Below are 26,389 nucleotides of genomic sequence, written 5' to 3'. Positions count from 1 at the left end.
TTAGACTAGAGGTATATCGTAAAATATTATATAATTGCTAATATGATATTAATTTCTCCACAACAAAAGGAACTGTTTAAATGGAACAATACTCGACTATTTTTTTGGAATTTATTGCTTCATGGGGATATCTGGCAATAGCTCTGCTCATGGCTGTAGAAAATGCCTGCATCCCCATCCCCAGTGAGCTTATTCTCGGTTTTGCCGGCTATCTTGTATCTATTGGGCATATTGATTTTGCAGAGGCAGTTGCAGCAGGAATGGCCGGCGGTATGGCAGGTTCTATAGTCACATATTATATTGGATATTGGGGAGGCCGTCCTTTTATCAATAAATATGGCAAATATTTTTTTATGAAGCAATCGCATATTGACACCGCACAGCGCTGGTTCGACAAGTACGGCATAAAGGCTGTTTTTTTCAGTCGGCTCCTGCCCGTCGTACGCACCTTCATTTCTCTTCCTGCAGGATTCGCCGGCGTAGATATGAAAAAATTTATTTTATTTACCTTTGCCGGTTCTCTTCCATGGACTATCCTCATCATCTATATAGGCATACTGCTTGGTGACAACTGGAAAAAAATGCTCGCCATCGGTCACGAATTCAGCCTGATAATCTCTGCGATCATCATCCTGGCAGTATTATATTTGTATTTTCGTCATCGTAAAAAACAAAAATAATTTCTATTTGGAGTGATTTAATGAAAGCAATATATCTTGATTGTTTTTCCGGCGTAAGCGGCAATATGCTGATCGGCGCATTGCTGGATGCCGGAGTACCTGGAGAATATCTTGAATCTCAGCTGAAAAAACTACGTTTACCGGACGAATATTCCCTGCTCATAGAAAATACCAATAAAAACGGCGTAAATGCAACATATTTTAATGTTGTTCTTTGCAAAGCGCACTCTGCTCACAGGACCTTGTCCGATATCCAGGAAATTATCATCAAATCTTTACTGAGCGAAAATGTTCAGGATACTGCGTTATCCGTCTTCAGCAGCCTGGCTGAGGCTGAAGCGAAAATACACGGTACCGACACTAAATCAGTACATTTCCATGAAGTAGGAGCCGTAGATGCGATCATAGATATTGTTGGTGCAGCAATATGTCTTGAATATCTGGATATAAAAAATATTTTCGTAGGCAATCTGCATACCGGCACTGGTTTTATCAATTGCGAACACGGACAGCTGCCTGTTCCTGCTCCTGCGACAGCGGAACTGCTGAAAGGTTTTGAGCTGAAAAGCGGTCCGGCGGAAAAGGAACTGATAACGCCTACCGGCGCCGCCATAATAAAAACATTAGCAAAAAAAGGCTCCGTTTTGCAGAATTTTTCTTACGACAAAATAGCCTACGGTGCCGGCACCTGGGATTTACCGCATCCGAATGTTCTGCGCGTATACATAAAAGAAACCTGTGAAAGTACAAGTATAGATAAGCTTATTCTTCTGGAAGCCAATATAGACGATATGAGCCCTCAGATTTTCAGCTATGCCTCCGAAAAATTATTTGACGCCGGAGCACTTGATGTATGGGTCACTCCTATTATGATGAAGAAAAATCGTCCCGGACAAATGCTTTCTGTACTGGCAAAAGAAAACGATTATACGACTGTGTGCGATATAGTTTTTAGCGAAACTACTACTCTTGGCATGCGTGTCAGTGAAACAGACCGGGTTGCTCTTGACAGAGAAATCAAAGTTGTTTCCACTGCTTACGGCCTCGTTCATTGCAAGGTTGCCCGATACAAGGGAAAAGTCAGTAATATTTCTGCCGAATATGATGACTGTCGGCAGCTTGCGGCAAAAAAAAGCGTCCCTATCAGAGAGGTTCAGCATGAAGCCTTGCGCATAGCCTATTACCTTGCAGAAAACAATAAATGATTTCTTCCCACATTCCAAATGAAGCTTATTGCCTCTGCCATATCACTACAGAAACAGACAGCAGCAATTATCAATTGCTGCTGTCTGTTTTCTATTCATTTTTTACTGTCTCTTGGTTTTCAGTGACATACTGTGCGACCGCAGAAAATCTTGACCATCCGACAGTTCCCGGTTTGACTGTATACCAAACCAGATATGTCGGTGCTGTGCTCCAACGTTTCTCCCCGCTGCTTTTATAGAAAGTTTCCTCACCGAGCAGCAATGTACTATTTTCTAAATTAATTTTGCAGTCAGTGATGCTGTAATACCCATTTTCCAACGTGCCGGAATCCCGATTGATCCTTTTTTCTTTGTAAGCAACAATATTTTTGTTTATGCTGCCATTTTTCTCAGTATCATAATGCAGCGATGTTTTATCAAAATAAAAAATGTCATCATTTCCATGTCCGAGGACAATCGGTATCCAGTCATCCTGAGCAGCAGCCTCCTGCTGCTCATCAGCCGATGCGGATACTGCAAAAAGCAGGACCAGGCTGAATATAAATGCCGCTAATTTTTTTCTCATACGCATATCGCTCCTCCAAAACATTTTGTTTTTTAAAAAAACCGCTTGTCTGAATCATTTATCCATATGCTATTTTTGTTAATTATATCATATATCTTTTAAGTATGCTAAAATTACAAAGGGTGATACCTATGACTGAAAATGATAACAAAAAAAACAGATCAACACTGCAAATTTTCGGACGTGTCAGCGGTCTGGGCATTAGTTTTGCACTCATCATATGCGTGACGGCTTTTCTCGGCTACAAGGCTGATCTGTTTTTTTCAACCGAACCTATACTGACATGCATAGGCACTATAGCCGGTTTTCTTCTTGCATTAGTGAGCATTTATCAAATTATAAAGAAAGATGTTTTATGATAAAATTCACCGTTCCTGATGGACACAAAGAACAAAAGCTCCGTTATTTTTTAGCTTCTCATGCTAAAGTATCTACAAATTTATGGCGAAAAATCAAATGGCACGGCAGCCTCTGCATAAACAATATCCCTGTCCGCGCAGCTGATGCCTTTGTAAAGGCAGGAGATACGGTCAGTTACGAGCTTGAGCAAACTTCTTCTATAGTTCCCTGCAACAAACCGCTCAACATAGTTTATGAAGATGAATGGCTTTTGATTATCGATAAGCCTGCCGATATGATAATTCATCCTACAAGTAAAATATGCAGTGATACCTTGGTAAATATCATTGCAGGCTATTATATGCAAACCGGTCAGACAGCCGGCTGCCATCCCGTTTACCGCTTGGACCGCAATACGACAGGTCTTATAATAATCGCCAAGCAGCCGCAGATACAATATTATTTATCAGCATCGCATGACAGAATTTGCCGTTTATACAAAGCCGTCGTAAAAGACCATCCGCATCCTTATGAAGCCATGCTCTGCAGCTCTATAGGACGCAAACCGGAAAGTATTATCGAACGAATGATAATGCCCGGCGGACAGCCTGCTCTCACTCGCTACAAAGTCCTGAAAACTATGCAAAACCGCAGTCTGATCGAACTCAAGCTTTATACGGGGCGCACTCACCAGATACGTGTGCACATGGCAGCGGACGGGCATCCGCTTCTTGGTGATGATCTATATGGCGGTGACTGCAGCCTTATCGATCGCCAGGCCCTGCATGCATATAAAGTAATATTCAATCATCCGATAAATAACAAACAGATCCATATTTCATCCGATCTGCCTCCGGATATGATGCAGCTGCTATAATCAAACCGCAGTGGATTTTTAGCCTGCAATCCTGTATAATTGAAAGTATTGATTATTTCAGATGAATATTGATTCAACCGAAATAAGAACTCTGTTTATATTAATAAAATTTAGAAAGGTGCGGCTGCTATATGTTTAAATCAAAAAATTTAAAATTTGCTGCATTAGGTCTTACTGCCTTTTTAACTGCAGGCATTATCTCCGGCTGCGGCTCACAAACTGCCGACAATTCTTCCGGTGGTAAAAAAACTTTTAAAATAGGTGTCGTTCAGCTGGTAGAGCACAATGCGCTGGATGCTGCCAACAAGGGGTTTATTGCCGGTCTGAAAGAACGCGGCTATGAAGAGGGAAAAAATATTACTGTCGATCAGCAGAATGCACAGGCTGACCAATCCAATTTGAAAAATATTGCTCAGCGCTTTGTTGCCGACAAGGATGATTTGATTTGTGCCATTGCTACTCCCGCGGCGCAGTCAGTTGCCAATGTCACCAAGGACATCCCCATTGTAGGCACTGCTATCACCGACTATAAGCTTGCAAAACTGGTTGCCTCAAATGAAAAGCCCGGCGGTAATGTAACCGGCACGACCGACGGCGGCCCTGTTGAAAAACAAATCGACCTTCTTCTAAAATTGTTTCCCAATACCAAAACCATTGGTACTGTATATTCTTCCAGCGAAATAAACTCAGAAATCCAAGTCAACAGGATGAAAGCATATGCCGAATCCAAGGGCCTGAAGGTGGAAACCGCAACTGTTTCCACAGTAAATGACATACAGCAGGCTGCACAAAGTCTGGTAGGTAAAGCAGATGTATTTTATGAACCCACCGATAATGTCATCGCATCGGCAATGCCTACGTTGGCTTCTATAACGGATGCCGCTAAAATCCCTGTTATTTGTGCGGAACCAAACATGGTTAAGCAGGGCGGTTTTGCCACTTATGGCATAGATTATTATAAATTGGGTGTACAGACAGGATACATGGCTGCCGATATTTTAGACGGAAAAGCAAAACCTGCCGATATGCCTATTCAAACAGCCAACGATTTAAAAGTGACTGTGAACAAGAAAAATGCTGCCGCTCTGGGCATTACTGTCCCTGACGATGTTCTGCAGGGCGCGGACATCATAGAATAAATTCAATTAGGAGAATTACTTTGGATCTCATTATCCCTACAATATCACAAGGACTTTTATGGTCTGTAATGTCCATCGGTGTATATCTTACCTTTCGTGTACTGGACATTGCGGATTTAACAGTGGAAGGAAGCTTTCCCTTGGGAGGTGCAGTAGCCGCAGCACTTCTGACGATTGGCTATAATCCGATCAGTGCTATTTTAGCGGCCTGTGCCGCCGGAATGCTCAGTGGTGTCGTTACCGGCTTTCTTCACACAAAGCTGAAAATTCCTGCACTGCTTGCCGGAATTTTATCAATGATCGCTCTTTATTCTGTCAATCTGCGTATAATGGGCAAAGCCAATCTTTCGCTTTTACAGATTGATACGGTTTTTACTATTTTCCCCGCTTCATTCGATAATCAGACTATGGTTCTGCTCGTCGGCCTTGTTATCGTATTAATAGTCGGCATAATCAACTATTGGTTTTTCGGCACGGAAATCGGTGCTGCCATAAGAGCCACCGGCTTCAATCAGCATATGATACGCGCTAATGGCGTAAACACAAACATCACAATCATATTGGGCCTGCTGATGAGCAACGGCTTAGTCGCTGTTTCGGGAGCGCTGGTCGCTCAAAGCAACGGATTTGCCGATGTGGGCATGGGTGTAGGCACTATCGTCATCGGGCTTGCCTCCGTAATTATTGGTGAAGTACTCTTTGGCACTAAAAGCTTCAGAAACTGTCTTATTTCTGTTGTACTCGGTTCGATTGTTTATCGCGTAGTTATCGCCATCGTTCTGCAGTTAGGAATGCCGCCGAACGATTTAAAGCTTTTCACCGCGGTTCTTGTAACCTTGGCACTTTCTCTGCCCTTATTCAAAGCTAAGTTCAACAGCAAAAAGAGAAGGGTGGCAGGATAATGCTCAGAGTAGAAAATATCTCCAAAACTTTCAATCCCGGTACAATAACGGAAAAGATCGCCTTGAGTGATGTCTCCCTGCGTTTAAACCCCGGCGATTTCGTCACTGTAATAGGCGGTAACGGTGCGGGAAAATCCACACTGATGAATTCAATAGCCGGTGCATTTTTAGTTGACACCGGAAAAATAATTATCGACAACAATGATATTACCAAATGGCCGGAGCATAAGCGCGCCAAATTTATCGGCCGTGTATTTCAAGATCCTATGATGGGGACCGCAGCCGGCATGATGATCGAAGAAAATCTTGCTATAGCTTCACGTCGCGGTAAAACACCGTCCTTCCGCTGGAGCGCTCCCAAAAGCGAACGGGAAAAATTCCGTGAACTTTTGAAATCCCTCAATCTGGGGCTTGAGAACCGTCTTGAAAATAAGGTGGGACTGCTTTCCGGTGGTCAAAGACAGGCTCTTACCCTTCTCATGGCTACAATGGCCGATCCCAAGCTGCTGCTGCTCGATGAGCATACAGCGGCACTCGATCCAAAAACCGCCGAAAAAGTTCTAGCTATAACAGAGAACATTATCAGCGATCGCAGTTTAACTACACTGATGATCACGCATAACATGCGTGATGCTCTGCGTTTTGGCAATCGACTGATAATGATGTATAACGGAAAAATCATTATTGATGTCAGCGGTAAGGACAAAAAAGATCTGGAAGTTCAGGATCTTCTTGAAATGTTTGAAAAAGCATCGGGCAGTGAAATGGACAGCGACCGAATGCTCCTTGGTTAAAATATTTCACGATGAATCCCTCAGCTATAAAAATAAAACAAGCCGTAATAATATGACAGTAAATCATATTATTACGGCTTGTTTTATTTTTTATCTCAAATTGCTGCTCATGTTCACAAAAGGAGCTCGTTCCAAATCGTTGTCTATCTTATAGGCTTTGACCAGAGCACCGTCAACTTTTGTATATGCTGTATTGTTTTCAACCCAGCTTTCATAGACACGTCCGTTTATTTCCTTCTTACTGTAGGAGGTGGGATTATTATCCACCGCCCTGTAAATTCCCTTTTCACTGCTGCTCATATTGGTTATGGCAAACGGTGCATCAACTGGATCGGCATGTGTAACTCCTGTAAAAGCAACCCCGAGGAGAATAGCGGATAAAGCAAATATGTTCTTTTTCATTATAAACAATCCTTTCTTTTTCTTAACTCAACAATTATTTTCTTTAATTTTTATTTAGTTATTTAATAACTTTTTGTCTATGTCATTATAATACTATTATACAGTTTAAAAGTAAAGTAGTATTTTTTATATAATTAGATATACTATAGTAACTAATACTTATTTATAAGCAATTTTTTTTATAATTTTTTTAAATTATATTTTTTGATATCTGTTTTTTTGAAAATCTTAATTTTTATGACTTGCTTTTTGCCTTTGTTTACAGTATTATTTTTATAAAACATAATATTTTTATCATACATTGTTTATAATAGTTAATATAAAAATTATATCGTTAGGAGAAGATAGCATGGACACAAAAACGACATTTGGAAAATGCCCATATTTTACGTCACAAAAAGTTTTGACCGGCAAATGGTCACTGCTGATTATGCATTATCTCGACGGCAAAACACTACGGTTTAATGAACTTGAGAAGCTTCTGACCCCTATAGCCCAGGCCACACTTACCAAACAACTTAGGATACTGGAGGGACATGGTCTCATAAAAAGAAAAATTTGCAACCAAATTCCGCCTCGTGTCGAATATTCACTGAGCGATATAGGCAACGAATTCAAACCCGTATTAAATTCGTTGGAACTATGGGGCGACAAATATATCGAATATATTAAAAAGAATGAAAATGCCGTACTAAATGCTTGATATATAATATTAAAAGCGTCAGAGCTCACACTCTGACGCTTTTTTGATAAAACTATAAAATAACAGAACTGCCCATGTCCCAAAATACTCTGCCTATTTTGCTGCACCGTCATTTTTTTTCAACAGCTGTGCTTTTGTAATAGCCGCAGTCCCAAATTTTGCTTTTATATCATCAATTGTCCTGTAAAGATTTTTTTGCTTTTCATCACAGCTGAATAATGATTGTTCCTCAATAGGTGCAAAATTACTGCCGGTAAGTCCCAAAAGCCGTATTTTTCCGTGAAATTTCAAAGCACGAAATAAGTTCACAGCCGCTTCATATAATTTCTCGTCAAAATTGGTTCCCTCCGGCAATGTACAGCTTTTTGTATAAGTAACAAAACTGTCTGTCCGTACCTTTATGCTTACGGTTTTTGCCTTCAGCCCTTTTTTCCTCAGCCTCCAGCCGACGGTTTCCGCGAAAGCCAGAAAATGTTTCTCAACAACCTCCGGTCCCTGTATATCGTCTTCATATGTCTCTTCATTTCCCACCGATTTTACATCATGCCTGCATTCTACTTTTCTCTCATCTATCCCGTTTGCCATTTCCCATAAATGCACCGCACTTTTTTCACCTAACATTCGCTTCAATGCGGTCCTATCCGCTGCTGCTATATCACCGATTTTATGATAACCGGCACTTTGAAGACGATATGCTGTTTTTTCTCCTACGCCCCAAAGCTTGCCAATGGGCAGGTTTGCCAAAAATTGCTTTACCTGCCCCTCCTCCACAATTACCAGTCCGTCCGGTTTTTGCAGGTCCGAGGCAAGTTTAGCCAAAAATTTATTGGGTGCAATCCCTATGGATGCATGAATTCCCGTCTTCGCCAAAATACGTTTTTTCAATTTTGACGCATATTCTTGGGGTGTACTATACAGCTTCTCCATTCCGGTCATATCCAGAAAAGCTTCATCAATAGACAAAGGTTCTATCAGAGGTGAAAATTCAGCAAAAACTGTAAAAATCATATCGGAAATTTCGCGATAACGTTCATGCCGGACAGGAAGGAAAATTCCCTGTGGGCATAATTGACGCGCTTTCATCCCGGACATCGCTGAATGCACACCATAACCGCGGGCCTCATAAGATGCCGTACAGACTACACCGCGCCTTCCGATTCCTCCCACTATTATTGGCTTTCCCTGCAGCTCCGGATTGTCTGCCTGTTCCACCGAGGCAAAAAATGCATCCATATCAACATGCATTACACGTCGCTTCATAACTTCACCATCTTTGCACACTTTTTATAATTTGTAAAAATAGCGGAACATTATTTTCTGCCATTTATTCATTCGTTTATAAAGACCGTAGCGCATTTCACCGATTATTTGCAAACCCTTTATCAATTCTTTTTTATCCGTCACCGGACCGTCGCTGAATTTCGCCCGCAGCACCATATCAACAAAATCTTCTATTGCTGTATTTTGCCAAGCTTTCTCATGTTCTTTCAGATATGCGGCATACTCCATATAGTCCATATGTTGAGGCCGGGGCAGCTTTATATACTCTGCCAGACGTTCCATATAACCATACAATTGCTGCAGGCGCATCACTGTATTTGCCTCAGTAAAGTCATTTGCTAAAACCTGAGATATATGTCCGTTGCAATATTTGCACCGTATGATCACTGCGCCCCCTGCTGCACCTAAAGCTATCAGCAGCAAAAAGGCCGTGGGATGATCTTCTTCCGCAGGCAGTGCCTGTTCCTGTCCGGCAGCTGTTTTTTCCTGCACCTCCGGTTTGTTCTCCGGCGGCTGCGATTTATTTTCCTGCGGACTTTTTTCATTATCCTTACTGCTTTTTTCCGTTTCCGGAAGTGCGCCGGCATATCCCGGAGTAAAATCAACCGGACGCCAGCCCCATCCGTCTTCATAAATTTCCGCCCACGCATGAGCCTGCCGGTCTGTCACCGTAAAAGCCTTCACATCTCTTCCGCTTCCGTCGCTGCCCACAACCTGTCCCGCAGTTACGGTGGTATCCGGCACCGCATATCCCACAACATAGCGTGCAGGAATCCCTGCCTGTCGCAGGATCAGCACTGCCGCAGATGCAAAGTAGGTACAATACCCCTCATGCGATTCATTTAAAAAATAGCTCACAAAATCTTTCCCCTCAGGTAACTTCCCCGGTGAAAGCGTATATTTATAATTTTCCTGAAAATAACGCTGCAGCCGGCTTATCAAGGCTTCACGCTCAGCATATGTATATGCTTTTTTTATAGGAAAATTTTGCTCAAATTGTGTCAAAACACCATCAGGTACCTGCAGATAATAATTATAAACAAAGCTTCTGTACCCTTTTTCCGCTTGTACGTAATAAGCCAAATATTTATTAGAATCACCGTAGCTGTCGAGAAAAGATGGTATTTCATCATAATGCTGCGGCTGTTCATATACTTCTGCTTTGTAGAGCTTGCCGCCCGCATCCTGAGCTATTTTATCATATTTAAAGCCCGAGCTTGATATATCGGTATTATAAGGAAAAAAATATTCATTTTCATTTGTAAACATCTCAGCTATTCTAAACTGACGCGGGCTGAACAATTCAGTATACTGCCCATCGGCGTGCATAAATGCCGCAAACCTATTTTTCCCCTGCGCATCGTCCGCCAAAGCCTCAAAAATAACTACACTTTGATCATACCAGGCTCCCGGTGAATAAGCTGCAAAAAGCTTATCATATTTCGCATATACATTTTCGGGCAGATCATTCCATGAATTATTCATATACACCGCTCCTGAATAATTCCGCATATAAAGGCGATTCTCCGCCCGCAGAGAAGTCTGTACTTCCATTATTCTTCGCCCTGTCTGCCTTAACGTATCTACATCACCAAGCCTGCCGCGTCCGTTGATGCCGTGCCGTATATCGTCCAATGCCGAAGCTGCCCCGTTTGGTGATAAATACTCATTCAGAAAATCCTTCATCTGCTGCGGCAAATACTGCATAAAATCTGGATGCTTATATTCTTCCTTCGGCACTGCCTGTTGAATTAAACCGCTTCCCGCCAAAACAACAATCCATATTATGACAGCTTTCACTATAATTTTTTTATTATAGCTTCCGCTCATATAAATGAAGAGCGTCAGCCAGAAAGCAACAACACCTGTCAGACTGCGCGGGTCCGGCATAACATTAAAATACAAGCCAAAAAAACAGGCGGGTACAGTAAGAAGCAGCAATACGACAGCCCCTCCGGCACTCCCCATCAAAGCATGAAAAACTATCCCGGCAGCAAATATCAGCAAAAGCAGTATCGGCTGTGCTCCTGCCGTATAACCGGTATCTGACGGCAGATTGAGCGGCTGTATATTTAAATGATACGGCTGCTTCAAAACATCAATAAAACTATTGACCGTATATAACAGGCTGAGATATATCTCGTCCCTATATTCATAGACAAAATAAACTGCCAATAAAAAAAACAGCATATGACAAACCAGCCATCCACGTTTCCCTCCCGCATGGGAACAGACATAAACAGCCGAGCAAAACAGCACAGAAAAAATAATATCATTACCGTCCAGAGAAATTTTCGCATATGACAGAATACAGTTCACTACAGCTACAACACCCGCATTCAATAAAATTATACGGACTATATCATCAAAATGCTTTTTTCCAAATTTCATTTCCGCCATACCCCTGCCGCTAAATTTCCGGCAACATCATTTTCATCGATAAATATCTCATTCATTCCGCATACGGCAGAAACCGTGCCCACAACAAATACTGTCAGCATTAAGGAACTTTGCAAGCCTGTATTCTCTGTTATTTCTTGTTCATCCGATGACGATATATAAAATACATTATGACTATTTTCTTTCATATTATCTGCCAGCCACTGCAAATTAGCAAAAGGCTCCTCGACATGATCTACGCTCATATAGACGAGCAGCTGACGTTCGAAGTCATCCATATTTGCAACTCTGATTTTGGCAGCAGCACCGTTCTTCATCAGATATAAAAATTCAAAGCTGCCATAACGGCCTATGAGATATGCACCCACCGCATAAAAAGTTTCATATATGCCATTGCAGACTTTCTCTTCCGCATCAGGAATAATATCCATCAGCAAGACTGCCGTTATTTCACTCGGAGCATAAAACTCCTTCACATAAATATCATCGTGAGCAATACTCGCCTTCCAGTGAATATTTCTGCTGCTGTCGCCGTACTGATAAGGCCTTATTCCCATCAGTTCCCCTGCTGCCTGCGCCGTCTGCAGCGCCTGCGTTTTTATATCCGCAAAATTTTCATAAAATCTGGGCATCACGAATACAGTTGCAGTCACTTTCATCTTTTTACTGTATGCAAATAATCCCAAAAGATCATAAAAAGTACTTTTAGCAAACTGCAGTTCTATCTTGCCGCAGCGTGTGCCCTTATGGGTGAACTTTCTGCGTGCATTAGCAAAAATAAAGCTTTCTATTGACAGCTCTCTTTCGGAAAGCAGTCTGCCATTTGCATCCTTCACTTTTACACTGACAGTAAAATCTGCCAAGGGCAGATGAAATCGATTTTTCAATATGACAGGTATAGCAGCTTCGTCACCGTGAAGCACCGTAAATTGCCCATACGGCAGCTGCATTTTTAACATCCATTGACTGATAAATAAAAGCAGCAAAGATATTGCAGGCACCGCAGCAAGCAGCGCAAATAAAAGAAATGCCTCATACTGCGTATATAAAATATATAGGGAAATACTGAAAGAAAACGCAAAAATATAAATAAACCAACGTGTCGCCATGCTTAGATCTCCGCAATTTTGGGCAGAGGAACAGTCCTGATTATTTCCTCAAAAATATTATCTGCCGCGTTATGATCAAAAGACACCCTGTTTTTTATAATCAATCTGTGCTGCAGAACCGATTTCAGTATAACGGCTGCATCCTCCGGACGAACGTACTCTCTGCCGCACAGCACAGCATGTGCCTGTGCCATTTTTATAGCGGCAATACTGCCGCGCGGGCTTATACCAAGCAATACTGCCGACGACTGCCTCGTAGCCTCGGCCAGTCTGGCTATGTATTCGTAAATACTGTCCGCCACATGTACGCGGCTTGTGTGTGCCTGCAGCGCCGACAATTCTTCTGCATTCAGGACGCTCCTGACATTGCTGAGGGCGTTGCCATGAATTCCCTTTAATATCTCTATCTCTTCTTTTACATCAGGATAGCCTATCGAAATTCTTATCAAAAACCTGTCCACCTGAGATTCGGGCAGTTCCTGTGTCCCGATAGAGCCCGATGGATTTTGAGTGGCAATAACTATAAAAGGTTTTGGCACGCTCCTCGTAACGGCATCGACTGTCACGCTGCCTTCTTCCATAACTTCCAGAAGAGCCGACTGTGTCCGCGGTGATGTTCTGTTTATCTCATCGGCAAGCAGAATATTGGTCATAGCCGCGCCTTCTACATATCGAAATTCATTACTGCTTTTATCATACATTGAAAAACCCGTTATATCCGAGGGCAGAATATCCGGTGTAAATTGCAATCTTTTCTGCAACAGCCCCAGCACTTTAGCAAAAGCTACAGATATTGTCGTCTTGCCTACACCCGGTATATCGTCTATCAGAATATGGCCTCCCGCCAAAATAGCCATCAGTATCTTTTCAAGCACCGCTCTTTTTCCAATGATGACTTTTTGCAGTTCATCCAGCACAGCTCCTATTATTGCATTTTTATCTGACATAAGCTTATCCCTCCGGGCCTAAAATATAATACAGGTATAAAACCTTCGTAATATTTTACCATTATTAAATTTCTTTTTACAGTAATTTTTACTACGGCACCTGACCTTTTTTCTTAAGAAAAATCAGCCGTGGTGAAACGGCTGATTTTTAGCTTTTCTATCCTCTTTTATATCTTCTTCAACGGCTTCATTTCTTTTGCTGAATCCCTCACCTCTTGCGGAAGTGCCAGCTTCATCACGTTATCTATAGGCTTCACCTTTATTATGACACGTGCGGTAGAATGATCTATAACATCCTGTACAGCAGCATTATCTTTTATAATATTGATTCCCGGCTTATCAACCGCAGCAGTGGTCTGCTCTTCGGAGCCACCCGCCTTTTCCTCCTCTGCCGCCATTGCTGTATAAGCTGCCTTTGCTACAATTCTGATTTGATCGGTCAGATCAAGTTCCGTTCTAACAATTTTATGCGTGTTCACATCTATATCTACTGTTCCTGAAACATCACTGCTGTTTTGCAGAACCATAAACAAATCATTTAAAATATTTGCCATCCCCTTTTTATCTTCGGGGGATAGGGATGTATCAATATCACTAAAGCTCACATGCCGCTTATTATCAAATAATTTTTTGCTGTCAAAAGCTATATTCAGACGTTGTATTCCGGCATTCTCATTTTCTGCATGTATTATTTTAACAGCATCGACTATATCCTGTACCTGTTTGGCATATTGCTCGCCTGTCGGCAAAAGAAATATGTTCCGCTTAAGAGAATCCGCTAAAGGATATCTTTGTAAATACCACTTCTCTTTTTTTTCCGGCTGCCCGTCTGAAGAATAAATTAACAATTGTTCATCTGCCGCCTGCACATACTGTGTCATTGAAAAAATCGGAAACTGCTGCTTTTCCATCGTAAAAAACTGAGCCTTTATAATATTTTTCATAAGCAAAGGACTTTTTTGATACTGAAAATCGCCTGCTGCCACCAAATTCCCCATAGGCATATTTATCATCAGCTGCATATCATAATCCGCATTTTGCGCATCCATATTCATCAGCGCTGACTGATATAATTGCTTTGCTGCGGGATCGATATCGGAAACAGCAGCCTTTATCAGCTCCTGTGCCATTGTCCTGCCGGTAAAAATACCAAACAGCAAAAAAAATACAAACACTATCTTCATCAATTTAAAATTCAATTTCTATTCCTCCATCATAATATATGCCGGCTGCAAACACCGCCTGCTGTCCCTAAATTGGTGTCCCGCAAATATACTTTTATTTTCTTATATAATTTTATTATACATAATAAACCCTAAGGCAACAATATACACAGGCCATATTTCCCTTATTTTTATCTGCAGCCAAATTTGACTATTGAGAAGGTTTTTCTCAAGATACAACGAATTTACGTATATAAGTAACATATGCGGACTTTTCATAATCATCCATATGAAGTCGAAATTTACTTAATACAATTTTACAGAGGGGCGATATTTTGAACTTCATTCAAAATCTCAAGGTCAGACAAAAACTTGTTTTATTACTCTTTATTATGCTGATATCCCTTGTCGGAGTTGGCATAGTCGGCTATTATTTCCTCAATAAAACAAATAACAATGTACATATGATGTATGCAGAAAAACTTGTTGCCGTAGAGCTTATCAACAGCAATATGTCAGAGGCACATAAGATAGAGTCGGATGTGCATGCTTTGATGCTTACAACAAATGATTCAGAACAAAAAACATTGTATGATGACATTGATGCACGTGCAAAACATTTTGACGCCAATCTGACGAAATATGAAAGTCTTCCCATGAATGATGCAACAAAAGGACAGATTGCAGAAATAAGATCAGATTTAACCCAATACCGTGCTGTGAGAAAAAATGTTCTGGCTTTATCATTGCAGGATAAAAATGATGAAGCATATGCTCTTTTCAAAGCGGACGGCAAGCCTGTCTCCGATAAATTCATGAAAGAGCTGGCTGCACTTGCCGCTAATATAAACAATGCCGCTGACGAAATGAATGCGCAAAACGAAAAAGATTTTGCCTTTGCGAACATGATATTTTTAGCCATTATCATCATCGGCATCATTCTGGCCTTTTCCCTCGGCTGGCTTATCACAAAACAAATTTCCTCCCGCATGTCCGATGTTGTCAACTTTCTCAACCTTTTAAGCACAGGTGATTTCTCAAAAGCCGTGCCGGAGAGAAGTATCAATGACCAAAGTGAATTCGGTTCAATCTCAAGAGCTGTCCATTCAATGCAGACAAGTGTAAAAAATCTCTTATCCCAGCTGATCCATCTTGCGGAACAACTGGCCACATCCTCAGAAGTTCTGACTGCCAGTGCAGAGCAATCGGCGCAGGCTTCCAATCAGGTTGCAGGCTCGGTGACACAAGTCGCTGACGGTGCTGAACGGCAGCTCAAACTTACGAACTCTGCCGATAGTCTCGTAAAACAAATTTCCGATGCAATAAAACAAGTCGCTGAAAACACCCAGACTGTATCGGGTTCTGCCGAAAAAACAGCAGAAACTGCCAGCAATGGTGAAGGTGCTGTCAAGCATGCAGTAAATCAGATGAAAACCATCGAAGAAAAAACCAACAATACTGCCGCCGTAATCAGCGAATTAGAAGAAAAATCAAAACAAATCGGCCAGATCGTCGATGTAATATCAAATATTTCCGGTCAGACAAATTTATTGGCTCTCAATGCAGCCATTGAGGCCGCAAGAGCAGGCGAAGCCGGTAAAGGGTTTGCCGTGGTTGCCGAAGAAGTCAGAAAACTGGCCGAACAATCTCAGGATGCCGCAAAGCAGATCACTGAACTTATCAGTCAGGTACAGGCTAAAACTGATAATGCCGTTACCTTCATGAGTGACAGCAAAAATGAAGTTGATACAGGAGCCTCTGTGGTTTCCAGCGCCGGCAGCAATTTTGAACAAATCCTGCATATGGTCAAAGACATGACAGAACAAATACGTGAAATTTCCGCTTCTATTGAAGAAGTAACAGGGCATGCCCAAAATGTAGTATCTGCTGTTCAGGATATAGACAATGAAAGTAAAAAAGCTTCTGAAGAAACCCAAAATATCTCAGCTGCAACACAGGAACAATCGGCGTCTGTGGAAGAAATAGCGTCATCCAGTCAAAAACTTTCCCAAATGGCAGATGAACTGCGTCAGGCTGTCCGTAAATTTAAAATATAAACTTATGACGTGATTATAAGACATTTCTAACAGTCTCTTTTAGAAATGTCTTATTTTATTGCTGTATTTAGATTTAGCATTCTCCTGGCCCATATTATTGGACTATGGCAATAAATATATGGTATGCTGATGTTAATAAAAATTTTAATGCGAGGGCTCATCATGAAATTAAAACTTTCCGGCTATTATAAGCTGCCGCATCTTACATCTCCCATATCATTTGATTTCGAAGATGTATTCAATACGGCATTTATGAAAAAATATACACGGTATAAAACTTTCGAACAATTTTTAAATAACGGTCGCTTTAATATCTCCGACCAAAAGGATTTTGAGAATCTACCGGAGAAATCAATGAATATTCATGTTGCCAAAAACACTAAATTTAAAACCTGGCAGGAAATGATCGATTTTGCCACTGATCGTTATATAAAAAAGAATATTAACCGCACTGAGCTTTAATATTATGAACATTTTTTGGAGGTCTAATTATGTGGGACAGCATTTTCTCATCCATTTCGCATATCACTCTGCACGACGGCCAAACATGTGTTTATACAAAAAACGATATGGAATCTGCCATATATGACAGCGTTTTTCAATTATTTCCTGAGACAATACAGCAAAATGGCAGTAAAATTGATTTTGCCGGTAAAAGCTACATTATATCTACAGATTATTCCAGCCATGGCGGAATAACCAAAATTTATATAAAAATGAAGAATCCGTCATGGGCAAAGGCTCATCTCATGACCTGTGCATACAGTCGCACAGATTATCAACCATTTGACGAAATAATGAACAATCGGCTTGGTGAAAAAAAGTCTGTCACCCGGCCGCCGCTTCCATATCTTATAAGCAGCGTTGAACCTGGTATCATAATGGATCAAGACTGTCTGACCTGGCTTTCCCCATTTGCCCGCTGTATCGCTTGGATAGCCATGGATCCAAAGAATTACACACGTTTCCTAATATAAAATAAAGGCAGAGCCTCCGGCTCCGCCTTTATTTTTCAGATAATTTATCTAATTGCAGGCTGCATCATACCTTGTCTGCCTCATTCTGCTGTCATCTATCTTTTGCAAGATAGGTTCCTATTTTATATACACTCACACGTCCGCATGCCGAATTATGGCAGCTGCATTTTAAAACACTATACGGCCCTATTTTCAGATCCCGGCTTATACTCACATCACCTTCATCGAAAGGTGTCCCGCAAACAGGACACTGCCCTATAAACTCGTTGACTGCCGGTGTGAAATATTTATAGTAATTTGTATGTTTGCAGCTGGCGCACGGATAGCCGTATTTCGAACAAGAATTATATTTACACTTGTCGCAAATAAGATATTCTCCCATAATTTTCCCTCATCAACAACATTTCCCCGTTTGCTCAGCGCTCGGATCAGCCAATATCAGCAATTGTCACGGCAGGTATCGTCTCCAAAAATTCATATTCATGTGCCAATGTATAAAAAGTATTCAGCGCAGTCAATTGTTTTTCATGCACATCATACTTTATGACATCAAAATAATCCATAAGCTGCTGTCTGGAAAATTTTTTTTTGCCCACTACCATATCGGCCGCTTCTTTCTTAAACGCATTGCCATGATCAAAACCACCGCGCAGGCGACTGTACACTTCCCGCAAAGCCTCAGGAAATGCTTCCGCAAAGGCGCGTGTTGCAGCCCAGACTGCATACACCATAGGCAGCCCTGTCATCTTCTTCCATTCATTGCCCAAATCATAATAATACATCCTTTCCTGCCTGTTATGATTGATGTAAAGGGCATCATCGCCAATAAATAGATCAGCAGTCTCATCTTCGTTTAAAATACATTGCGGATCCAACGGCCTTACTTCATACTGTGGTATGCATTTATAGGCTTTACGCATAATTATCTTCAAGAGACAATGTGACGTAGCAGACTGTGCTGTCAGCAAAATCTTTTTACCATCCAGCGCATCAATAGGACGCTTAGACACCAGAATAATACTTTGCACAATACCGTCTGCAACAATCCCCAAATTCGGCAGCATCATCAGACTGCTGCTCATCTGTCCAAAGGCAAAAGAAGACATCGGACTAACATGAAGCTGTCCCTGTTCCATTGCCTTATTCAAAACCGACGGCACCCCCATTACCAAAGAAATGCCCCTGTGATATCCACATTTTAACAAACTATATGTGAGCGGCTGGCAATTAAGAAAATTTATATGCCCCACACGTGGCTGCATCAATCCTTACCTCCTAAACAGACACCAGGCAATTGATAATGCGAGACAGGCAGATTCCTCGGCCTTTGCCCACAACATCCATTTTTCAATCAGGGTCTGCTCAAAAATTAAAAGCCCATCATCTATTGCGGTATTCATCGGCTTTGGACCGACGTTCATACGAATTATGCGAAGATGGCTGTATATCTATTATTTTCTGGCTTTGCTTCTCTCTATCAGCTTTGATATTATCTTCATTTTTATTTTTTTTTGAACTTGTTATCTTTCTCCATATAGTCATTGCCAGCATAAGGATCACTGCAAAGATCAATGCATTAGCCACTATCCCGAGCAAGTCACTCATAAAGCCACCGCCCATACCGAACAAATTGGCAAGCATGCCCCCCAGGAACATTCCTCCTGCTAAAAGACCGACATTTCTGAGCATTCCTCCCCACGGTGAGGATGATGTATTTGCTTTTGCCCCATTCTCAGCCGTTGTGTTCTTATTTGCTGCATTTTTATTTAAAGATGCAGCATCTTTAGAAGGTTTATACTCGTTTCCCGTTCCTGCTGCATTCTTTGACGGTGCTGCAGGGACAGATCTTGTAACAGCCGGAGATTTAACCGATGGCATACGAGCCCCTCCTTTAGCTGCAAAAGAAATATTTCCAAAGATCATCATACCAGCTATAAACAATACAAAAATTTTTTTCATATTCATGTTGTATCGCCTCTTTTCTATAAATATCATTCTCTATATGCCTTTATATCCTCAGGAAAAGCATACACCTCTGCAAGAGTATCCAGCTCTCCCGACAAATAACGATCTATATCATCTACATCAATATAGACTTTACAATCTATATCCAGATATCCCTGCTCAGCGCCATGACTCAAATCACGTATAGCCATGAGCTTTTCCCTTAATTGCAGACATTCTTCCTTAGTGGCATGAATGTCTAATTTTATCTGCGGAACGCCTTCTTCGCGCAAAATCTCCTGCAAACTTATTCTTTCAGACATAATTTATCTCCTTTTTAAAAATTCCGGTAATTTCGTCACCTTTTTCAATTTTTACGGCTGACATTGTTCAGCACTCTTTGTAAATCGCGCATCATATGCAAATGTGTCTCATAGTCCAAATCATTTGCATCATAATTCATTCGTTTCTTTAAGGCTTCAATACGTGCCTGAAGTTTTTTTCTTGTTTCATCAGTCATAATACCTTATTGACTCCAATCCATATTGCCATCGCCAGCTGTATTGTATCTTGCTCCTGTTTATTTGATAAAGTCACCTACATTCCAACGACGGTTAATTCTAATTATAACAAATAGCATTTTCACACACAAGCAAATGTCACAAATAGCTTTTTTCTTGTTTTTTATTTACAGTAAAGTAAAACCCATCTTTTGAGTCATAAAAACATTTCTGCATAAAAATACCATATTTCTTTTCTCAATAGTTATTCACAATTTTATCCACAAAAAGAGCAACCATGTGGATAAGTATTAAGAAATCACAGAACAAACCGCTCTTTTATCTACAAGTAAATTGATTTTATCCACACCCTGATAAAATTTTTGATTATACCATTTTGAATTAAAAATCCACTAAATCCTTTATTCATAGGGATAAATCATCCATAAATAAAAATAATGGGCACTATATTTAGTGCCCATTATTTTTCAACCACAATATAATCTTGTGGATAAGTATATCTCTATCTCAAAACCACTTCATAATATTTTTTCTGCTTTTTTATGCACTTTTAAACCAGATAAGAATATTTATGCATATTTTTTATATCACTGACCTACGAAAACGCCTTATCGCATTTTCCATCTTTTTTGCATTTTCTTCCAAAGACATTTTCTCATCATACACTTTCAGCGCAGCCAGCTGTTCATCTGTATTGTTGCTATAAATCACTTCTATGCGTTTGCCCAAAAGACGTTTAGCTTGATACAGCATAAGATTCATATTAACATCATTAGATAAAATAATATATTTTTCCGCTATATCACTGTGCACTGTATTGACAAAGTTCCCCACTGCCAATCCCTGCTTCTCCGTGTCAGTCATTATAACCAAAGCACCCCGGTCCTGCAGCTCAAAAACAACCTTTTCATCAGATGCCACTGCCAGTATACTCAGTTTATTGAGCGGATGTCCCAAAATAAGCGGCTTATGCAGATCAGCCATATTATCAACATGTATATCGTATGAATTGCCCCAGCCTGTTATTTGCTCAACGAGCAACCCGGGTCTTTCCATATGCAAATGAATCAGCATGTCGTGCATTTTTCTTTCTATAACGACCATGTTGCCATATTTTGCCAATATCTTCTTTATATCAGCCACAGCTGCCTTGCAATTATAAATAGTCAACTGCACACAATACGGACGGACTATATCATTTTCCGGTTCAGGAACGGTATGTGATTTTTTGGTTCCTGAAGAGAAAATGAGCACAGGTGATACAAAATTGCCGTCAAGCCCTGACTGACAGCCCTGCAAAAGAACCATCAACGCCTTTGCTCCCGCATCAACAGGATTATTTTGCGCTTCCGATTTTTTCAAGGCTTCGTCTCCGGCCTTTATTGCCTCAGCCAATATATCCGAAATAGGACGATTGGCTCTTACCGCTTTATAGGCACCTTTTGCAACAGCCTTAGCTGTAATTATTATAGACCTTTCTGCCTCTTCAACAGAAGTACGATGCGCATAGAGTATCCCAAATTGAAAAGCCTTCCCGAATACAGAAGAATCAACATCATATTTTCCGGCCAGCCCCTTGGCAATTCCGCGAAAAATCTGTGCCAGAAGAACTCCTGAATTCCCCCGAGCACCGAGCACTGCACAATTACTTACCGAACAGGCTATTGCACCGATACTGTCATTGCTGATATCTCTTATTGCCATAGCTGCTGAACCCATAGTTCTGAGCATATTCGTTCCGGGGCAGTTTTGATCAGCGAGCGAAGTTCCGTCCAAACTGTTTATATTTTCATACTCCAACAAAAAAGCGCTGTAAGCGCCGGCAATCATTCGTTTAAAATCACTGCCGGTTATGATTTCTTTGTTTTCGCTCATAAATATCGCCTCCGTTTGATATTGGTTTAATTCTACTAGATTATGCATCAAATTACAATCATAAACCATATCAGCCAAAAATGAACTATATCATATTAAATTGATAATCAATAATTCTAATAAAAAATATATCCAAAAACCTCTTACTAAATCAATAAGAATTACATATAAAAATTTTTGATAATATGATTTTTTTAGTGTACAATTACTAAAACAACTAATTGAAAATGGAGCACTAATGATGGAATTGGAACTAAAATCAGGCTATGATGAAAAAAAAGATATCAGTATACTTTTTACTGAATATACTACTATGCTGGTAAATGAAAATCCAAATTTTGCAAAATCGTTAAAAGCACAAAATTACGACAGTGAGCTTGATAATTTACGTGCTAAGTATGGGCCACCTGACGGACGGCTCTATATTGCATATGCCAACGGCAAAGCCGCCGGTTGTGCGGCTTGCCATCGTTTTGACAACAGGCGTTGCGAATTAAAACGTCTTTATGTATCTCCGCAATACCGCGGGCATCATCTGGCTAGTATACTTATCGATAAAATACTGGAAGAAGCCAAAAAAATTGGTTACAAATCAATACTTTTAGATACACTGCCATTTCTAAAAGAAGCCATTTTCCTCTATAAAAATAAATACAAATTCCGTGAAATTCCTAAATATTATGATACACCAATTAAAGAAACTATTTTTATGGAAAAAATATTGTAATACATTTTAGATACAATTGATTTTTTCGTACCCAACAATTTTGCCCCGGCAGAAATGCCGTCCTGTCCTAGTTATACTCTTTTCATATTATATTTTAGGAAGCTATTATGCTATAATTAATGAAAAATATATTTTTTCAATATTTTGTAAAGAGGTGGCAATCCACAGCTTTTCGTGGTGATAATTATGAAAACACACAAAACCTCCGTACCCGTGCAGCAGACAGCACCCAACGATGATCTCATTTTTGCCCTTGATATAGGAACCAGAAGCGTTATCGGCATAGTAGCGGAAAAAACAGAGACCGAAGACTCCAGAATAATTGATACGGAAAGACAGGAGCATAAAACACGTTCTATGCTCGATGGTCAAATACATGACGTACCACAGGTAGCCGAAATAATCTCCGCTGTGAAAAACAGACTGGAAGAAAGGACCGGCCCCTTACGAAAAGTTTCTGTGGCGGCGGCAGGACGTGCGCTTTATACTATGACTGCCGAGGCTCAGATGGAAGTTGACGGCATCATTTCACCCGAACAACAAAAACAGCTTGATTTTATCGCTGTTCAGACAGCTCAGAAAAAACTGGCAGCTTCAAATATCGTGAAGGATACGTCTCTTTATTACTGTGTCGGCTACAGTACTGTATATTACATGCTTGATGATACAAAAATAAAGAGTCTTATCGGTCAGCGCGGCAGGATAGCATCCGCCAGTGTTATCGCCACTTTTTTGCCCAGGCAGGTAGTCGATTCGATGCAATCGGCACTCGCCACGGCAGGACTTGAAATGCAGGCTTTGACGCTGGAACCTATTGCCGCTATAAGCGTTCTTATTCCGACGACCATGCGCCATTTGAACCTGGCTCTCGTCGATATTGGCGCCGGTACATCAGACGTAGCGATAACGAAGGATGGTTCTGTTATTGCCTATGGCATGGTGCCTATGGCCGGTGATGAAATAACCGAAGCAATTTCCAAATATTATCTGCTTGATTTTAACGTAGCTGAAGATGTCAAAAGAAAGCTTGCTGAGGATACCGCTCAGGAAATAACATTTTGTGACATTCTCGGCTCAGAATATACTCTGCCAAAAGAAGAAATTGTTTCAGCAGTCATTAATAATATTACCGAACTGGCACAGGCGATAGCCAACCAGATCCTTACGCTGAACACGGCCGCGCCACAGGCTGTCATGCTGGTAGGCGGCGGTTCCCTTACACCTCATCTTGCCCAAGAGGTCGCAAAGAAGCTGGATATGCCTGTCCCGCGCGTTGCAGTGAGAATGCCTGATAAGGTGGATGGTATAATAAATATTCCCGATACGCTCAAAGCTCCCGATGCTGTGACTCCGCTGGGCATACTGAAAACAGCCTCTATCCAGACGCTCAGTCTTATATCCATGTATATAAATGAAAAAGAATATAATATGTTCAATTTTAAGGAGCTCACTATAGCTGATATTCTTTTGAACGCTGGTGTAAATCTGCATAAGTACAATGGTAAACCGGGTTTAGGCATAATGATAAGCATAAATGAAAAAGCTAAAATCCTGAGCGGTACGATGGGCACTCTGGCAAAACTGAAGCTTAACGGGAAAACTGCTTCATTAAGTGATATTGCCCCGGAAAAAAGCCATATAACAATAGAATGCGGCACTGATGGTACAGTCCCGACAGTAAAGCTGTGCGATGTAACGGAGCAGACTGCTGCCTTGAATCTTTATGTAAACGGAGAACTGACCACAGTCAAGCAATTCTATCTTATCAACGGACTTCCCTGTCACGATAAAAATACCATACTTAAAGACAAGGATGCCTTGACTGTGCCTGACTCTTTCACCGTGGCTGATGCTTTGGCATGTGCCGGGTATAATATAAAAAACAGTATTTATAATTATACGCTCAACGGTCTGCAAAAGACCTGCGAATCATCGCCTCAGATAAAGCTGAACGGGCAGGATGCATATTTATCCGATGCAATTCATGAAAATGATGAAATAGATTTTGTCGAACCGGCACGCATTGCTTTAAAAAAATTGCTTAAGGATATGTCTGTTGCCGCAGATATAACAGTGCTTTTCGATGACAAGCCCTGCGTTGTGCATACATCGGCTTCATCGGCGATCTCAGTGAACGGAAACAGCGCTTCCGCAGAATATTTATTAAACGATGGTGACGATATCGTATGTACATCATCAGGCGGCCAATCCCGAGCCATGATCGGTGATGTTTTGCTTGCCGCAGATTTTACGCCGCCAAAACCGGACAGCAGGGTAACCTTTCAAATACTGAAAAATAATTCACCGGCTGAATTTACCACCGTCGTCAATGAACATGACAGTATTAAGATTGTTCTCACACCCATGTATTCAGATGACAGTCCACAAAAAAAGGAGGAAAATACCGCTAAATGAACTTCCAGAAAGCCGCGGAAGATGCAGAAGCATATATCATCAAGATGCGCCGTTATTTTCACCGTCATCCTGAATTATCTCTGCTCGAAGTCAATACCACCGCTAAGATAAAGGATGAATTGCTCAAGATGGGACTTACGCCCATAGAATATGATAACCATACCGGACTGTACTGTTATATAGAAGGAACAGACAGTGCTAAAAACAGAAAAACTGTGGCACTCAGAGCTGATATTGACGCTCTGCCGATAACAGAATGCTCAGCCCTGCCTTTTGCAAGCATACAGGACGGTGTTATGCATGCCTGCGGACATGACTGTCATATAGCCATGCTTCTGGGTGCGGCAAAAATTCTCAGCAGCCATACAGATTCTTTTCCCGGCAGGATAAAGTTATTGTTTCAGGCAGGAGAAGAGGTCAGTTATGGTGCTGACTTTTATATAAAAAATAATTTTTGCAATGATATTGATGCCATATTCGCTATGCATGTATGGGGTGATTTCGATGCACCGTACATAAGTATTGAAGAAGGAAGCCGAATGGCCAGCTGTGATAATTTCAGGATAAAAATACGCGGCAGGGCAGCGCACGGCGCAGCTCCGCACAAAGGCTGTGATGCCATAGTTGCCGCGGCGCATACTGTGGTCTCCATACAATCTATCGTTTCCCGCATGAGTGATCCCTTGGTGCCGCTGGTCATAACTATCGGTAAAATTGAGGGAGGCCAATTTTACAACATAATCGCTGACAAAGCAGAGCTGACCGGTACAGTGAGGACACATTCTCCACAGCTCCGCATGGCAGTAGAAAAAATGCTCAGAAAAACAGCAGAAGGTACCGCTCAAAACTTCAATTGCACGGCAGAGCTGGATTACAGCTATCATGTTGGTCCTGTCATCAATGAACATAATACACTTACTTCAATAGCAAGACGTGCAGCGATACGTCTTTATGGTCCTGAAATTCTGGGCAGCATGCCAAAGACGATGAGCAGTGAGGATTTTTCTCTTTTCATGGAAAAAGTTCCGGGTGTGCACGCTTTTATTGGTGCACGCAACAAGGAAAAGCATATCACACAAACCAATCACAGCGACAAGTTCACTGTGGATGAAGATATTTTAAAACGCGGTGCAGCTTTATATGCACAGTTTGCCGCTGATTATCTGACAGAACCCTGACTGCCGATACAACTTTTATACACCCGAGGCATCCTCATGCAATCTCAGATGCCTCGGGCCTTTTCAGCAGTATAAATTTGACAAGCACTCGGGTAAGTGTTATATTTATCAATTATAGTTAACTAGTTAATTATAATTATCAAAAAATGGTTAACTAGTTAACTTTTTCCAAAATAAAAAGGAGCTGTC

Annotated in this window: 27 protein-coding genes; 14 read left to right on the top strand and 13 right to left on the bottom strand. The window is 41.1% G+C overall.

All coding sequences use genetic code 11. The features are described from left to right. The first annotated feature begins 80 nt into the window (after nt 1-80). Both NXG61_RS04625 and larC read left to right on the top strand, forming a co-directional pair. The gene (locus NXG61_RS04625; protein WP_196603980.1) at nt 81-680 is read left to right on the top strand and encodes a DedA family protein; all 600 of its coding nucleotides are present in this window, start codon (nt 81-83) and stop codon (nt 678-680) included. 20 nt (nt 681-700) lie between these two features. Continuing rightward, complete coding sequence (larC, locus tag NXG61_RS04620; protein WP_307224000.1) at nt 701-1,885, top strand: nickel pincer cofactor biosynthesis protein LarC; 1,185 nt, start codon at nt 701-703, stop codon at nt 1,883-1,885. Between the two features lie 91 nt (nt 1,886-1,976). Here the strand turns inward: larC and NXG61_RS04615 are convergent, their stop codons facing one another. After that, entirely contained in the window at nt 1,977-2,450 is a 474-nt protein-coding gene (locus NXG61_RS04615; protein WP_196603982.1) for a hypothetical protein, read from the bottom strand. Between the two features lie 131 nt (nt 2,451-2,581). Between NXG61_RS04615 and NXG61_RS04610 the strand changes: the two genes are divergently transcribed. From NXG61_RS04610 to NXG61_RS04590, 5 genes are all read left to right on the top strand, one after another. After that, nucleotides 2,582-2,809: an AtpZ/AtpI family protein gene (locus tag NXG61_RS04610; protein ID WP_196603983.1), complete on the top strand. Its 228-nt coding sequence runs from the start codon at nt 2,582-2,584 to the stop codon at nt 2,807-2,809. Beyond that, entirely contained in the window at nt 2,806-3,666 is an 861-nt protein-coding gene (locus NXG61_RS04605) for an RluA family pseudouridine synthase (RefSeq protein WP_196603984.1), read from the top strand. Before NXG61_RS04610 ends, NXG61_RS04605 begins: the two co-directional genes overlap by 4 nt. 131 nt (nt 3,667-3,797) lie before the next feature. Beyond that, nucleotides 3,798-4,805: an ABC transporter substrate-binding protein gene (locus NXG61_RS04600; protein WP_196603985.1), complete on the top strand. Its 1,008-nt coding sequence runs from the start codon at nt 3,798-3,800 to the stop codon at nt 4,803-4,805. Nucleotides 4,806-4,825: 20 nt separating this feature from the next. Next, nucleotides 4,826-5,707, top strand: a complete 882-nt coding sequence (locus NXG61_RS04595) for an ABC transporter permease (protein ID WP_196603986.1) — start codon at nt 4,826-4,828, stop codon at nt 5,705-5,707. Continuing rightward, nucleotides 5,707-6,501 carry an ABC transporter ATP-binding protein gene (locus tag NXG61_RS04590; protein WP_196603987.1) on the top strand — a complete coding sequence of 265 codons (795 nt, stop codon included), beginning with the start codon at nt 5,707-5,709 and terminating at the stop codon, nt 6,499-6,501. The genes NXG61_RS04595 and NXG61_RS04590 overlap by 1 nt, the downstream gene beginning before the upstream one ends. Nucleotides 6,502-6,591: 90 nt before the next feature. Here the strand turns inward: NXG61_RS04590 and NXG61_RS04585 are convergent, their stop codons facing one another. Further along, complete coding sequence (locus tag NXG61_RS04585; RefSeq protein ID WP_196603988.1) at nt 6,592-6,903, bottom strand: hypothetical protein; 312 nt, start codon at nt 6,901-6,903, stop codon at nt 6,592-6,594. Nucleotides 6,904-7,252: 349 nt separating this feature from the next. On the opposite strand from NXG61_RS04585, the gene NXG61_RS04580 reads away from it, so the two are divergent. Beyond that, nucleotides 7,253-7,606, top strand: a complete 354-nt coding sequence (locus tag NXG61_RS04580; protein WP_196603989.1) for a winged helix-turn-helix transcriptional regulator — start codon at nt 7,253-7,255, stop codon at nt 7,604-7,606. A gap of 93 nt (nt 7,607-7,699) precedes the next feature. Here the strand turns inward: NXG61_RS04580 and NXG61_RS04575 are convergent, their stop codons facing one another. The 5 genes from NXG61_RS04575 to NXG61_RS04555 all read right to left on the bottom strand — a co-directional run bounded on the left by NXG61_RS04575 (nt 7,700) and on the right by NXG61_RS04555 (nt 14,542). Continuing rightward, nucleotides 7,700-8,866, bottom strand: a complete 1,167-nt coding sequence (locus tag NXG61_RS04575) for a DNA polymerase IV (protein WP_196603990.1) — start codon at nt 8,864-8,866, stop codon at nt 7,700-7,702. 24 nt (nt 8,867-8,890) lie between these two features. After that, a complete protein-coding gene (locus NXG61_RS04570; RefSeq protein ID WP_307224003.1) occupies nt 8,891-11,278 on the bottom strand; it encodes a transglutaminase-like domain-containing protein in 2,388 nt (795 codons plus the stop codon). Next, nucleotides 11,275-12,396: a DUF58 domain-containing protein gene (locus NXG61_RS04565; protein WP_307224005.1), complete on the bottom strand. Its 1,122-nt coding sequence runs from the start codon at nt 12,394-12,396 to the stop codon at nt 11,275-11,277. The genes NXG61_RS04570 and NXG61_RS04565 overlap by 4 nt, the downstream gene beginning before the upstream one ends. A gap of 2 nt (nt 12,397-12,398) precedes the next feature. Continuing rightward, nucleotides 12,399-13,343: an AAA family ATPase gene (locus NXG61_RS04560; RefSeq protein ID WP_196603993.1), complete on the bottom strand. Its 945-nt coding sequence runs from the start codon at nt 13,341-13,343 to the stop codon at nt 12,399-12,401. 167 nt (nt 13,344-13,510) lie between these two features. Next, a complete protein-coding gene (locus NXG61_RS04555) occupies nt 13,511-14,542 on the bottom strand; it encodes a hypothetical protein (protein WP_307224008.1) in 1,032 nt (343 codons plus the stop codon). A 299-nt stretch (nt 14,543-14,841) separates the two neighbouring features. On the opposite strand from NXG61_RS04555, the gene NXG61_RS04550 reads away from it, so the two are divergent. From NXG61_RS04550 to NXG61_RS04540, 3 genes are all read left to right on the top strand, one after another. Continuing rightward, nucleotides 14,842-16,563: a methyl-accepting chemotaxis protein gene (locus tag NXG61_RS04550; RefSeq protein ID WP_307224010.1), complete on the top strand. Its 1,722-nt coding sequence runs from the start codon at nt 14,842-14,844 to the stop codon at nt 16,561-16,563. A gap of 162 nt (nt 16,564-16,725) precedes the next feature. After that, a complete protein-coding gene (locus NXG61_RS04545; RefSeq protein ID WP_196603996.1) occupies nt 16,726-17,025 on the top strand; it encodes a hypothetical protein in 300 nt (99 codons plus the stop codon). 29 nt (nt 17,026-17,054) lie between these two features. Beyond that, nucleotides 17,055-17,540, top strand: coding sequence for a hypothetical protein (locus tag NXG61_RS04540; RefSeq protein WP_307224012.1), 486 nt, complete (start codon nt 17,055-17,057; stop codon nt 17,538-17,540). A 91-nt stretch (nt 17,541-17,631) separates the two neighbouring features. On the opposite strand, the gene NXG61_RS04535 is transcribed toward NXG61_RS04540, so the two are convergent. From NXG61_RS04535 to NXG61_RS04510, 6 genes are all read right to left on the bottom strand, one after another. Then, on the bottom strand, nt 17,632-17,922 hold the full coding sequence (locus tag NXG61_RS04535; protein WP_196603998.1) for a hypothetical protein: 291 nt from the start codon (nt 17,920-17,922) through the stop codon (nt 17,632-17,634). 46 nt (nt 17,923-17,968) lie between these two features. After that, entirely contained in the window at nt 17,969-18,802 is an 834-nt protein-coding gene (locus NXG61_RS04530; RefSeq protein WP_307224014.1) for a menaquinone biosynthetic enzyme MqnA/MqnD family protein, read from the bottom strand. Nucleotides 18,803-18,920: 118 nt separating this feature from the next. Beyond that, the gene (locus tag NXG61_RS04525; RefSeq protein ID WP_307224016.1) at nt 18,921-19,418 is read right to left on the bottom strand and encodes a hypothetical protein; all 498 of its coding nucleotides are present in this window, start codon (nt 19,416-19,418) and stop codon (nt 18,921-18,923) included. A 113-nt stretch (nt 19,419-19,531) separates the two neighbouring features. Beyond that, on the bottom strand, nt 19,532-19,807 hold the full coding sequence (locus NXG61_RS04520) for a hypothetical protein (RefSeq protein ID WP_196604001.1): 276 nt from the start codon (nt 19,805-19,807) through the stop codon (nt 19,532-19,534). Nucleotides 19,808-19,851: 44 nt separating this feature from the next. After that, the gene (locus tag NXG61_RS04515) at nt 19,852-20,004 is read right to left on the bottom strand and encodes an aminoglycoside phosphotransferase (protein ID WP_196604002.1); all 153 of its coding nucleotides are present in this window, start codon (nt 20,002-20,004) and stop codon (nt 19,852-19,854) included. 583 nt (nt 20,005-20,587) lie between these two features. Continuing rightward, nucleotides 20,588-21,880, bottom strand: coding sequence for a DAK2 domain-containing protein (locus NXG61_RS04510; protein WP_196604003.1), 1,293 nt, complete (start codon nt 21,878-21,880; stop codon nt 20,588-20,590). Nucleotides 21,881-22,118: 238 nt separating this feature from the next. Here NXG61_RS04510 and NXG61_RS04505 point away from each other — a divergent pair, with 238 nt between their 5' ends. The 3 genes from NXG61_RS04505 to NXG61_RS04495 all read left to right on the top strand — a co-directional run bounded on the left by NXG61_RS04505 (nt 22,119) and on the right by NXG61_RS04495 (nt 26,200). Then, nucleotides 22,119-22,607, top strand: coding sequence for a GNAT family N-acetyltransferase (locus NXG61_RS04505; protein WP_307224019.1), 489 nt, complete (start codon nt 22,119-22,121; stop codon nt 22,605-22,607). Nucleotides 22,608-22,793: 186 nt separating this feature from the next. Continuing rightward, entirely contained in the window at nt 22,794-25,022 is a 2,229-nt protein-coding gene (locus NXG61_RS04500) for a cell division protein FtsA (RefSeq protein ID WP_307224021.1), read from the top strand. After that, complete coding sequence (locus NXG61_RS04495) at nt 25,019-26,200, top strand: amidohydrolase (RefSeq protein ID WP_307224023.1); 1,182 nt, start codon at nt 25,019-25,021, stop codon at nt 26,198-26,200. The genes NXG61_RS04500 and NXG61_RS04495 overlap by 4 nt, the downstream gene beginning before the upstream one ends. Nucleotides 26,201-26,389 lie beyond the last annotated feature (189 nt).

The organism is Pectinatus haikarae (assembly GCF_050916305.1).
Lineage (GTDB): Bacteria > Bacillota > Negativicutes > Selenomonadales > Selenomonadaceae > Pectinatus > Pectinatus haikarae.
This window is presented reverse-complemented; position numbering and strand designations above follow the sequence as displayed.